This is a genomic window from Streptomyces sp. 135, assembly GCF_020026305.1.
In the GTDB taxonomy this organism is placed as follows: Bacteria; Actinomycetota; Actinomycetes; order Streptomycetales; family Streptomycetaceae; genus Streptomyces.
In genome coordinates, this window is the sequence record NZ_CP075691.1 from 3,125,019 (window position 1) to 3,137,130 (window position 12,112).

A 12,112-nucleotide genomic window follows, 5' to 3' on the forward strand; every position below is an offset into this window, starting at 1 on the left:
CTCTATGTGCGGAATCGTCGGTTACATCGGCAAGCGTGACGTCGCCCCGCTGCTCCTCGAAGGCCTCCAGCGCCTGGAGTACCGCGGCTATGACTCGGCGGGCATCGCCGTCACCGGTCCCAAGGCCACGGGCCTGAAGACCGTGAAGGCCAAGGGTCGCGTACGCGACCTGGAGGCCAAGGTGCCCGCCCGCTTCAAGGGCACCACCGGCATCGCCCACACCCGCTGGGCCACGCACGGCGCCCCCTCCGACGAGAACGCCCACCCGCACCTGTCCCAGGACGGCAAGGTCGCCCTCGTCCACAACGGCATCATCGACAACGCCTCCGAGCTGCGCGCCAAGCTCACCGCCGACGGCGTCGAGTTCCTCTCCGAGACGGACACCGAGGTCCTCACCCACCTGATCGCCCGCTCCCAGGCCGACACCCTGGAAGAGAAGGTGCGCGAGGCGCTGCGCCACATCGAGGGCACGTACGGCATCGCCGTCCTGCACGCCGACTTCAACGACCGCATCGTCGTCGCCCGCAACGGCTCCCCCGTCGTCCTCGGCATCGGCGAGAAGGAGATGTTCGTCGCCTCGGACGTCGCCGCGCTCGTCTCCCACACCCGCCAGGTCGTCACCCTCGACGACGGCGAGATGGCCACCATCAAGGCCGACGACTACCGCACGTACACCACCGAGGGCTCCCGCACGACCGCCTCGCCGACCACCGTGGAGTGGGAGGCCGAGTCGTACGACATGGGCGGCCACGACACGTACATGCACAAGGAGATCTTCGAGCAGCCCGACGCGGTGGACCGCGTGCTGCGCGGCCGCATCGACGACCGCTTCTCCACCGTGCACCTCGGCGGCCTCAACCTCGACGCGCACGACGCCCGCAAGGTACGCCGCGTCAAGATCCTCGGCTGCGGCACCTCGTACCACGCGGGCATGATCGGCGCCCAGATGATCGAGGAGCTGGCCCGCATCCCCGCCGACGCGGAGCCGGCGTCCGAGTTCCGCTACCGCAACGCGGTCGTGGACCCCGACACCCTCTACATCGCGGTCTCCCAGTCCGGTGAGACGTACGACGTGCTGGCCGCCGTCCAGGAGCTGAAGCGCAAGGGCGCCCGCGTCCTGGGTGTGGTCAACGTGGTCGGCTCGGCGATCGCCCGTGAGGCCGACTCGGGCGTGTACGTCCACGCGGGCCCGGAGGTCTGCGTCGTATCGACGAAGTGCTTCACGAACACCACCGTCGCCTTCGGCCTGCTCGCCCTGCACCTCGGCCGCATCCGCGACCTGTCGGTCTCCGACGGCAAGCGGATCATCGAGGGCCTGCGGAAGCTGCCCGGCCAGATCTCGGAGATCCTCAAGCAGGAGGACGAGATCAAGAAGATCGCCAAGAGCTACGCCGACGCCCGCTCGATGCTCTTCATCGGGCGCGTACGCGGCTACCCCGTCGCCCGCGAGGCCTCGCTCAAGCTCAAGGAGGTCTCGTACATCCACGCCGAGGCCTACCCCGCGTCCGAGCTGAAGCACGGCCCGCTCGCGCTCATCGAGCCCGCCCTGCCGACCGTCGCGATCGTCCCGGACGACGACCTCCTGGAGAAGAACCGCGCCGCCCTGGAGGAGATCAAGGCCCGCAGCGGCAAGATCCTCGCGGTCGCGCACCAGGAGCAGGAGAAGGCCGACCAGACGATCATCGTCCCGAAGAACGAGAACGAGCTCGACCCGATCCTGATGGGCATCCCGCTCCAGCTCCTCGCCTACCACACGGCGTTGGCGCTGGGCCGGGACATCGACAAGCCGCGCAACCTCGCGAAGTCGGTCACCGTCGAGTAGGGCCGCCCCCCGCCTGGGGCTGCCCCCGCCGCGGACATGTGAACGACCCCCTGCGCGTGCCACCGGCGCGCAGGGGGTCGTTCCTCAGGGGCCGGGGTCGCCCATTACCCCGACCCGCGCCCTCGGCGTCCGGCGGCCGTCACCCCCCGGGCCGACAGGGCGGTATGCCTGCGACCTCTATGTACCCGCCCCGAGGGCGCGAACCACCTCTACGCGCGAGTAGATTTATCTGCCCAACGGGGCTGCTACCCAGGGGACTTGGGAGCCGTACGGGCCGGCCGAACCGTATGGTCCGTCAGGGGATGACGATGACGGGACGCTGCGCGCGCCGCGCCAGCCGCCCCGCGACGGAACCGAAGATGCGCCCCACGATGCCGTGCGTGGAGCCGACGACGATCGCGTCCGCGCTGTACTCGCGGCCGACCTCCTCCAGCTCGTGACAGATGTCGCCGCCGCGCTCGACGAGGATCCAGGGCACCTCGGTCAGATAGTCCGCGCAGGCCAGCTCCAGGCCGAGCACCTCGGTGCGGTGGTCCGGCACGTCGACGAAGACCGGCGGCTCGCAGCCCGCCCACACCGTGGTGGGCAGCCGGTTGGCGACATGGACGATGATCAGGCCCGATCCCGAGCGGTGGGCCATGCCGATGGCATAGGCGAGGGCGCGCTCACTGGAGGTCGAGCCGTCGAAGCCGACGACGACGCCGTGACGGAACGCCGGATCGCAGGAATGACGCGGTTCTTCCGCCGCTCGGGGGGTCGCTGTCGGATCGGCGACCTGCCGCTTGCGGTCCGCGGGTTCGAAGAATTCGTGACCGGCCATGGGTGTCTCGGCGAAGGAGTCCTCTGTGGGAGGGTCTGCTGTTCAGGTGGTGCGGCAGTTCAGGAAGGTTCAGGGGAGTTCAGGGAAGTCCGAGAAAGATCAAGACCTGAAGGTCGTCCGGGAATCATCTTCCCAACCCCATACCCCCAAGGGTACGGCGACACTCCTTTCCTGCCCAGAGCCTGCGAAGAGCCCGTGCGGGCCCGCGCCGGGCCGTGCACAGGGCCTCCCGGCGTTCACCGGAGCATGCATGAGCCTCGCCCGTATGGCAATGGTTGCTGCCTCGTACAGGCGGTTTGCGCACCCGTCCGGCGGCCGCCCCGCGGCTCACCAGTGACCGGTCGCCCGAACGCGCGTTGAACCCCCGTACGCCACCGCGACAGGGAGCACGCCGTGCCTGGACCCCCGACCGTGTCCCCACCGTCCTCACCGTCCTCACCGTCCTCACCGCCTCCACCGTCTCCGCCCGGCCGCAGGCGCCGCCCGGCCTCCGGGCCCCGGGCCCGGGGGCCCCGGCGGGCGGCCCCGCAGGACTCGGTGGGCGACGTGGTGCGCTGGGCGGCGTTCAGCTGCGTCCTGGTTCCGGTCGTCCTTGTGGGGTACGGGACCTCCCTGGCGGGAGCGGGTGGCGCCGCGCTGGGCCTGGCGGCCGTCACCGGGGTCTGCCGAGTGCTGCTGCGGCAGTCCGAGCGGGGCGCCGCGCGGCAGCTCGCGGAACAGAACGGCGGGCACCGCGGACGGCACAGCAGGACGGGTACAGGGGCGCACCGGGGCGTGCGGCACGGCTCCGGGAGCACGCCGGTCGACTGACCGATTCGCACACACGATCCCGTAGCTTTTCAGCCAACTTCCGGAGGTCGGGCATTCCTTGGCCGAACGGGCCCTCAACCCCGGTCCGACCAGGACTGAAAGGTGCACCGAGGGCCTGCGCACCCTACGGGGACCGGCCATGGAGCAGAGGCGCACTTCCCTGTCGGGCCCACGAGTGCAACGCTTCGTGATCGAAAGCTTCACGCCAAGTTGCCATGTCGACAATCTGCCGGGTGCTGAACTGGTCACCCCGGCAGCACGGGACACAGTAGATTCGATCTTGACTGTATTACGGCGGGGGACTGGTGGAGGACCGAGGGGAAACGTGCAGGAGCGACAGGCCCAGCAAGCACGTGAAAAACGTCAAGAACGTCAAGAACGTCAAGCACAGGGAGCCGCTACGACCGAGGGGGGTTTAGCACCATGAGTCACGACTCCACTGCCGCGCCGGAGACCACGGCTCGGAAGCTCTCCGGGCGCCGCCGCCGGGAGATCGTATCGGTGCTGCTCTTCAGCGGTGGTCCCATCTTCGAGAGTTCCATACCGCTCTCCGTTTTCGGCATCGACCGGCAGGACGCCGGCGTCCCCCGTTACCGGTTGCTGGTGTGCGCCGGTGAGGACGGACCGCTGCGGACCACCGGCGGTCTCGAACTGACGGCGCCGCACGGCCTGGAGGCGATCGGCCGGGCGGGGACGGTCGTCGTGCCGGCCTGGCGGTCGATCACCTCGCCGCCTCCCCCCGAGGCGCTGGACGCGCTGCGCCGCGCGCACGAGGAAGGGGCCCGCATCGTCGGGCTCTGCACCGGCGCGTTCGTGCTCGCTGCCGCGGGACTGCTCGACGGGCGGCCCGCGACCACCCACTGGATGTACGCGCCGACGCTCGCGAAGCGCTATCCGTCCGTCCACGTGGACCCCCGTGAGCTGTTCGTCGACGACGGAGACGTCCTGACGAGCGCGGGCACCGCGGCCGGAATCGATCTCTGTCTGCACATCGTGCGCACGGACCACGGCAACGAAGCGGCGGGTGCGCTCGCCCGCAGGCTCGTGGTGCCGCCGCGCCGCGCCGGCGGTCAGGAGCGCTATCTCGACAGGTCTTTACCCGAGGAGATCGGCGCCGACCCGCTCGCCGAGGTCGTCGCCTGGGCCCTTGAGCACCTCCACGAGCAGTTCGACGTGGAGACGCTCGCCGCGCGCGCCTATATGAGCAGGCGCACCTTCGACCGCAGGTTCCGCTCGCTCACCGGCAGCGCTCCCCTGCAGTGGCTGATCACCCAGCGGGTGCTCCAGGCGCAGCGGCTCCTCGAGACCTCCGACTACTCCGTCGACGAGGTCGCGGGCCGTTGCGGCTTCCGCTCACCGGTCGCGCTGCGCGGCCACTTCCGCCGTCAGCTCGGCTCATCCCCCGCCGCCTACCGGGCCGCCTACCGCGCCCGCAGGCCGCAGGGCGAGCGCGCGCTGGAGGCCGCCCAGGCGTCCTCGCAGGCCGTGCCCACCCTCGTGGAGGCAGGCCCGGTGCCGACGCAGACCCGGCGTACGGCGGCCGCAAGCGCCCTCGGACCGTCGGCTTCCATGCCCGCCGAGCCCGGCAAGCCGCACTCGGACGTCTACGCGCCGGGCCGTCCTCCTCTGCCCGGCCAGAGGAGCGCGCCGTAGGGTAAGACGCATGAACGATCGCATGGTGTGGATCGACTGCGAGATGACCGGGCTCTCGTTGACGGATGACGCACTTATCGAGGTGGCCGCACTGGTCACCGACTCGGAACTGAACGTGCTCGGCGAAGGTGTGGACATCGTGATCCGCCCGCCGGACGCGGCGCTGGAGACCATGCCCGAGGTGGTGCGCGCGATGCACACCGCCTCGGGGCTCCTCTACGAGCTGGCCGGCGGCACCACGCTGGCCGACGCCGAGGAGCAGGTCCTGGCGTACGTACGCGAGCACGTCAAGGAGCCGCGGAAGGCTCCGCTGTGCGGAAACTCGGTCGGCACCGACCGCGGCTTCCTGCTGCGGGACATGGCGATGCTGGAGGAGTACCTCCACTACCGGATCGTCGACGTCTCCTCCATCAAGGAGCTCGCGCGGCGCTGGTACCCCCGGGCGTACTTCAACAGCCCGGACAAGAACGGCAATCACCGCGCGCTCGCCGACATCCGCGAGTCCATCGCCGAGCTGCGCTACTACCGCGAGGCGATCTTCGTCCCGCAGCCCGGGCCGGACTCGGACACCGCCAAGTCGATCGCGGCCAAGCACGTGCTGGCCTCGGAGTAGCCCTCGCGGGGGCTCCGTGTACGGGGTCCGGAAAACGTGTGCGCGAGCACCCCTTCGGACCCTGTACACTTTTTCTCGGCCGGTCGGAAGAAAGCAAAACGACCGGACATGGTGGGTGTAGCTCAGTTGGTAGAGCACCTGGTTGTGGTCCAGGTGGCCGCGGGTTCAAGTCCCGTCACTCACCCTGAAGGAAAGGGCCCCGGTTCGAGAGAACCGGGGCCCTTTCCGCGTTCCGCGGCTCCCCGGCTCCCGGAGGGCGGGGAATGGCGGGGAATCCGGGCGGGCTCAGGAAGAGTCCCGCTCCACCAGTTCCGTCGGGAGCACAAGCTGGCGTCGCTCCAGGCGGCGGACGGCCGCCGGGCGGTCGTCGGCGATCTCCGCGAGGAGCAGGTCGATCATGGCCCGCCCCATCTCCTCGATCGGCTGCCGCACGCTGGTGAGCGGCGGATCCATGTGGCGGGCGATCGCCGAGTCGTCGAAGCCGACCAGCGCCACGTCGTCGGGTATCCGGCGGCCCGCCTCCCGCAGCGCCTGCCGGGCGCCCGCCGCCATCACGTCGGAGCCCGCGAAGACCGCGTCCACCTCGGGGCAGGCCGCGAGCAGCTCCCGCATCGCGCGGCGGCCGCCCTCCTCCGTGAAGTCGCCCGGCGCGATCAGCCGCTCGTCGACCGGGCGGCCCGCGTCCCGCAGCGCGGCGCGGTAGCCGTCGAGGCGGCGCTGGGCGCCGTACACGTCGAGGCGGCCGGTGATGGTGGCTATGGCCGTGCGCCCGCGCGCCAGCAGGTGGTCCACCGCCGCGCACGCCCCGGCGAAGTTGTCGGAGTCGACCGAGGGCAGCGGCTCATCGGCACAGCGGCGGCCGCTGATCACCGCGGGGATCTCCAGCTGGCTCAGCAGGTCCGGCAGCGGGTCGTCGGCGTGCACGGAGACCAGCAGTACGCCGTCGACGCGGTGGGCCGCGAGGTACTGGGCCAGGCGCTGCCGCCGCTGGTCGTTCCCCGCGAAGATCAGCAGCAGCTGCATCTCGGTCTCGCTGAGCTGGGCGCCCACCCCGCGCAGCACGTCGGAGAAGTACGGCTCGGCGAAGAAGCGGGTCTCGGGCTCGGGTACGACCAGGGCGATCGCGTCCGTGCGGTTGGCGGCCAGGGCGCGGGCCGCGGTGTTGGGTACGTAGCCCAGTTCCGCAACGGCGGCCTCGACGGCCGTCCGGGTGGCCGCGCTGACCCTGGGCGAGCCGTTGATCACGCGGGACACCGTCCCCCGGCCCACTCCCGCCCGCGCGGCGACCTCCTCCAGAGTCGGTCGTCCGCCGCCGCGGCCGCGCGCTGCGTGACCTGCCATTGTCCGCCTCCCGTCACACGTCCCCCGGCGAGGAATGTAACAGCCGGATCTTCGCCTGGCGCCTGGGCCGAAACCGCGGCCGCCCGTAACGGCCCGATAACCGAAGACAGAACTCTCTGTCCGGTCCCTTGACACCCCCGCCCCCAACCACGAGTCTTCAACTCATCACCCGTGGGAGCGCTCCCACAGTACCTGACACGTACACATCCCGCACGTTCCCCGCCCGAGCCGCAGAGTGAACCAACGGGCCCAGCAGTGCAGTTGGCCGGGGGGTCGGCACGTCAGGCAACAGGAGGACGTCATGCACAGCAGTTCCCGCCGGACCCGAAGGATCGTGACCTACGCGGCCGTGACCGCGCTGGCCACGAGCCTGCTGGCCGCTTGTTCGAGCGACGACGACAGCGGCTCAGCGGGCGGCGACGGCAAGATCACGCTCAATGTGGGCACGTTCGGTGTGCTGGGCCTCAAGCAGGCAGGTCTGTACGAGGAGTACGAGAAGGCCCACCCGAACATCGAGATCAAAGAGAACGTCATCGAGCGGAACGACGCCTACTACCCGAAGCTCCTCACCCAGCTCCAGTCAGGCGCCGGTGTCAACGACGTCGCGGCCATAGAGGTCAGCAACATCACCGAGGTCGTGCAGACCCAGGGCGCCAAGTTCGAGGATCTGGGCAAGGCGGACGGCGTACAGAAGTCGACGTATCTCGACTGGAAGTGGAAGCAGGCCACCACCGAGGACGGCAAGACGATCGGCCTCGGCGTCGACATCGGCCCGACCGCGCTCTGCTACCGCAAGGACCTCTTCGAGAAGGCCGGGCTGCCCACCGACCGCGAGAAGCTCGCGAAGGAGTGGGAGGGCGACTGGGACAAGTACGTCGCGATGGGCGAGAAGTACATGGACAAGGCGCCCGACGGCACCAAGTTCGTCGACTCCGCCTCCAGTGTCTACAACGCCGTCTTCGCGGGTGCGAAGGAGCGGTACTACGACAAGAGCGGCAAGGAGATCTACGAGGACAGCCAGGGCCGCAAGGACGCCTGGGACGCGGCCATGAAGGTCGCGCGGGGCGACATGTCCGCCAAGCTCAAGCAGTTCGACCCGACGTGGGACCAGGGCTTCGCCAACGGCAAGTTCGCCACCGTGGCCTGCCCCGCCTGGATGGCCGGCTACATCCAGGAGAAGACGGGCCCGGACGGCAAGGGCAAGTGGGACATGGCCAAGGCGCCGACGGACGGCAACTGGGGCGGCACGTTCCTCGGTGTGCCGAGCGCGGGCAAGCACAAGGAGGAGGCGACCGAGCTCGCGGTCTGGCTCACCCAGCCCGAGCAGCTCGCGAAGGTCTTCGCCAAGCAGGCCAGCTTCCCCTCCACCCCGGCGGTCTACGACACGCTGAAGCCGTCGCCGGCGACGAAGGCGTACTTCAGTGACGCCCCCATCACGGAGATCTTCGCCGGCATCGCCAAGAACACCCCCTCGGCCGTCTACGGCCTCAAGGACGCCCAGATCGGCCAGTCCATCACGGACATCGGTGTGCTCCAGGTGGAGCAGCAGGGCAAGTCCCCCGAGGAGGGCTGGAGCGCCGCCCAGAAGGAGATCAAGGATGTTCTGGGACAGTGACGCCCATGTCCGAGACCGCTGAGTACGCCGAGACCGCGTCCCCCGGTGAGGGGGACGCGGCCCCGGCCGCGTCCGGGAGCCGCAAGGACTCCCCCACGTCCTCGTGGCGCAGCCGCCTGTACCGCTGGGACATCAAGGCGTCGCCGTACGTCTTCGTGGCGCCGTTCTTCCTCTTCTTCGGCGCCTTCGGCCTCTTCCCGCTCCTCTACACCGGGTGGGCCTCGCTGCACCGCCTGGAGCTGACCAACCTCGACGAGAGCACCTGGCTCGGCCTGGAGAACTACACCAACCTGCTCCAGAGCGACTACTTCTGGAACGCGCTCGGCAACACCTTCACCATCGGTGTCATCTCCACCGTCCCGCAGCTGGCCGTCGCGCTCGGCATCGCGCACCTGCTCAACTACAAACTGCGCGGCTCCACCCTGTGGCGGGTGGCGATGCTCGCCCCGTACGCCACCTCGGTGGCGAGCGCCTCACTGGTCTTCACGCTGCTCTTCGCGTGGGACGGCGGCATGGTCAACTGGATGATCGGGTCGGTGGGCTTCGACCCCGTCAACTGGCGGGAGTCGTCGTGGGGTTCGCAGTTCGCGGTGTCGTCCATCGTCATCTGGCGGTGGACCGGCTACAACGCGCTGATCTACCTGGCGGCGATGCAGGCCGTGCCGCACGACCTGTACGAGTCGGCCTCCCTCGACGGCGCCTCGCGCTGGCAGCAGTTCCGGCACGTGACGATCCCGATGCTGCGGCCGACGATCCTGTTCACGGTCGTCGTCTCGACCATCGGCGCGACCCAGCTCTTCGGTGAGCCGCTGCTGTTCGGCGGGACGGCCGGGTCCAAGGGCGGCGCGGACCACCAGTTCCAGACGCTCGGCCTGTATCTGTACGACCAGGGCTGGATCAACGGCCACCTGGGGCGGGCGTCCGCGGTCGCCTGGCTGATGCTCGCGATCCTGCTGCTTATCGCCGCGGTCAATCTGCTGATCGCCCGACGTCTGAGGAAGGACCGATGAAGTCCCGCGCCACGGGCCCGACGTCCCGCCCCATGGGCCTGAAGGCCGGCCGCACGATGCACGCGGGGCCGCTCACCTACCTCGTCCTCGCGCTGTTCACCGCCGTCTCGCTGGCCCCGCTGATCTGGACGGCGATCGCGGCCTCGCGCACCAGCGGGCGGCTCGCCCAGACGCCGCCGCCCCTGTGGTTCGGCGGGAACCTCTTCAAGAACCTGGAACGGGCCTGGACCGAGGCGAGCCTCGGCGACGCGATGCTCAACACCACCATCGTGGCGGGCAGCATCACCATCGGCACCGTCCTGTTCTCCACGATCGCCGGATTCGCCTTCGCCAAGCTGAAGTTCCGCTTCAGCGGGGCGCTGCTGCTGCTGACCATCGGCACGATGATGGTGCCGCCGCAGCTGAGCGTCGTACCGCTGTATCTGTGGGTCGCCGACCTCCAGTGGACCAACCAGCTCCAGGCCGTGATCCTGCCGACGTTCGTGAGCGCCTTCGGTGTCTTCTTCATGCGGCAGTACCTGCTCCAGGCGCTGCCCAGCGAGCTGATCGAGGCGGCGCGGATGGACGGGGCGAGCAGCCTGCGCATCATCTGGCACGTGGTGTTCCCGGCGGCGCGGCCCGCGATGGCCGTGCTCGGCCTGCTGACGTTCGTCATGGCCTGGAACGACTTCCTGTGGCCGATCATCGCGCTGAACCAGTCGAACCCCACCGTGCAGGTGGCGCTCAACTCCCTCGGCACGGGGTACATCCCCGACCGGGCGGTGATCATGGCGGGCGCCCTGCTCGGCACGCTGCCGCTGCTCCTGGCGTTCGTCCTGTTCGGCAAGCAGATCGTGAGCGGCATCATGCAGGGCGCGGTCAAGGGCTGAGCCGTCCGGGGCCCACGGGCCCCGGACACCGCCGCCTCCCCCTGTTCCCCCTTCCCCGCACTTCTCTCACCCCTCTATGGGAGCGCTTCCATGCCCGAATCCCTCACCCCCCTCACCCCTCTCTCCCCCCTCACCTTTCCCGCCGGTTTCCTCTGGGGCGCCGCTACCTCCGCGTACCAGATCGAGGGCGCCGTGCGCGAGGACGGCCGCACCCCCTCCATCTGGGACACCTTCAGCCATACGCCGGGACGCACGGTCGGCGGTGACACCGGTGACGTCGCCGTCGAGCACTACCACCGCTACCGCGACGACGTGGCGCTCATGGCGGACCTCGGCCTGAACGCCTACCGGTTCTCCGTCTCCTGGTCGCGGGTGCAGCCCACCGGGCGCGGCCCCGCCGTCCAGCGCGGCCTGGACTTCTACCGGCGCCTTGTCGACGAGCTGCTCGCCAAGGGCATCGCGCCCGCCGTGACGCTCTACCACTGGGACCTGCCGCAGGAGCTGGAGGACGCGGGCGGCTGGCCGGCGCGCGAGACGGCGTACCGCTTCGCCGAGTACGCGGGTTTCGTCGCCGAGGCGCTGGGCGACCGCGTCGAGTCCTGGATCACGCTCAACGAACCGTGGTGCAGCGCCTTCCTCGGCTACGGCTCCGGCGTGCACGCCCCCGGCCGCACCGACCCCGCGGCCGCCCTCCACGCCGCGCACCACCTCAACCTCGCGCACGGGCTCGGTACGCAAGCGCTGCGCGCCGCCCTGCCGGCTCGCGCCCGTGTCGCGGTGAGCCTCAACTCCGCGGTGGTCAGGGCGGTCTCCGGCTCCGCGCAGGACCTGGACGCCGGGCGGCGCATCGACAACCTCGCCAACGGCGTCTTCCACGGGCCGATGCTGCACGGCGCCTACCCGGCGGATCTGCTGACGGACACGGCCCGGATCACCGACTGGTCCTGCGTCAAGGACGGCGACCTGGCCGCCATCCACCAGCCGCTGGACGCGCTGGGCCTCAACTACTACACGCCTGCGCTGGTGTCGGCCGCCCCCGAAGGCGGCAGCTCGAGCGCCGACGGGCATGGCGCGAGCGACCACTCCCCCTGGCCCTCGGCCGAGGACGTGGCCTTCCACCAGACGCCGGGCGAGCGCACCGAGATGGGCTGGACCATCGACCCGACGGGGCTGCACGAGCTGATCATGCGGTACACGCGGGAGGCGCCGGGGCTGCCGCTGTACATCACGGAGAACGGGGCGGCCTGCGACGACAAGCCCGATCCGGACGGCCGCGTCCACGATCCGGAGCGCATCGCCTACCTCCACGGCCATCTGGCCGCCGTCCGCCGCGCCATCACCGACGGCGCCGACGTCCGCGGCTACTACCTCTGGTCGCTCCTGGACAACTTCGAATGGGCGTACGGCTACAGCAAGCGCTTCGGGGCGGTCTACGTCGACTACGAGACGCAGGCCCGCATCCCGAAGTCCAGCGCCCACTGGTACGCGACGGTCGCCGGCGCGGGGGCGCTGCCGCGGGAGCTGGTGCTGGACTGAACCGGTGCGGGTGGGCGGGGGCT

10 protein-coding genes and 1 tRNA gene are annotated in these 12,112 nt (G+C 70.1%); 9 read left to right on the plus strand and 2 right to left on the minus strand.

What is annotated here, in order from left to right:
* The first annotated feature begins 4 nt into the window (after window positions 1–4).
* The gene (glmS, locus tag KKZ08_RS13980) at window positions 5–1,822 is read left to right on the plus strand and encodes a glutamine--fructose-6-phosphate transaminase (isomerizing) (RefSeq protein WP_223774761.1); all 1,818 of its coding nucleotides are present in this window, start codon (window positions 5–7) and stop codon (window positions 1,820–1,822) included.
* A gap of 295 nt (window positions 1,823–2,117) precedes the next feature.
* On the opposite strand, the gene KKZ08_RS13985 is transcribed toward glmS, so the two are convergent.
* Window positions 2,118–2,642: a universal stress protein gene (locus tag KKZ08_RS13985; protein WP_223774762.1), complete on the minus strand. Its 525-nt coding sequence runs from the start codon at window positions 2,640–2,642 to the stop codon at window positions 2,118–2,120.
* Between the two features lie 537 nt (window positions 2,643–3,179).
* Here KKZ08_RS13985 and KKZ08_RS13990 point away from each other — a divergent pair.
* From KKZ08_RS13990 to KKZ08_RS14005, 4 genes are all read left to right on the plus strand, one after another.
* Window positions 3,180–3,452 carry a hypothetical protein gene (locus tag KKZ08_RS13990; protein WP_223774763.1) on the plus strand — a complete coding sequence of 91 codons (273 nt, stop codon included), beginning with the start codon at window positions 3,180–3,182 and terminating at the stop codon, window positions 3,450–3,452.
* A gap of 423 nt (window positions 3,453–3,875) precedes the next feature.
* Entirely contained in the window at window positions 3,876–5,105 is a 1,230-nt protein-coding gene (locus KKZ08_RS13995) for a helix-turn-helix domain-containing protein (protein ID WP_223774764.1), read from the plus strand.
* Between the two features lie 10 nt (window positions 5,106–5,115).
* On the plus strand, window positions 5,116–5,718 hold the full coding sequence (gene orn, locus KKZ08_RS14000) for an oligoribonuclease (protein ID WP_223774765.1): 603 nt from the start codon (window positions 5,116–5,118) through the stop codon (window positions 5,716–5,718).
* A gap of 111 nt (window positions 5,719–5,829) precedes the next feature.
* Window positions 5,830–5,902: transfer RNA gene (locus KKZ08_RS14005), tRNA-His, on the plus strand.
* Between the two features lie 101 nt (window positions 5,903–6,003).
* On the opposite strand, the gene KKZ08_RS14010 is transcribed toward KKZ08_RS14005, so the two are convergent.
* On the minus strand, window positions 6,004–7,059 hold the full coding sequence (locus tag KKZ08_RS14010; protein ID WP_223774766.1) for a LacI family DNA-binding transcriptional regulator: 1,056 nt from the start codon (window positions 7,057–7,059) through the stop codon (window positions 6,004–6,006).
* Between the two features lie 301 nt (window positions 7,060–7,360).
* Between KKZ08_RS14010 and KKZ08_RS14015 the strand changes: the two genes are divergently transcribed.
* From KKZ08_RS14015 to KKZ08_RS14030, 4 genes are all read left to right on the plus strand, one after another.
* Complete coding sequence (locus KKZ08_RS14015; RefSeq protein WP_223774767.1) at window positions 7,361–8,674, plus strand: extracellular solute-binding protein; 1,314 nt, start codon at window positions 7,361–7,363, stop codon at window positions 8,672–8,674.
* Between the two features lie 5 nt (window positions 8,675–8,679).
* Window positions 8,680–9,684: a sugar ABC transporter permease gene (locus KKZ08_RS14020; protein ID WP_223774768.1), complete on the plus strand. Its 1,005-nt coding sequence runs from the start codon at window positions 8,680–8,682 to the stop codon at window positions 9,682–9,684.
* Window positions 9,681–10,553: a carbohydrate ABC transporter permease gene (locus KKZ08_RS14025; RefSeq protein ID WP_223774769.1), complete on the plus strand. Its 873-nt coding sequence runs from the start codon at window positions 9,681–9,683 to the stop codon at window positions 10,551–10,553. The genes KKZ08_RS14020 and KKZ08_RS14025 overlap by 4 nt, the downstream gene beginning before the upstream one ends.
* Before the next feature lie 90 nt (window positions 10,554–10,643).
* Window positions 10,644–12,089, plus strand: a complete 1,446-nt coding sequence (locus KKZ08_RS14030) for a GH1 family beta-glucosidase (protein WP_223774770.1) — start codon at window positions 10,644–10,646, stop codon at window positions 12,087–12,089.
* Window positions 12,090–12,112 lie beyond the last annotated feature (23 nt).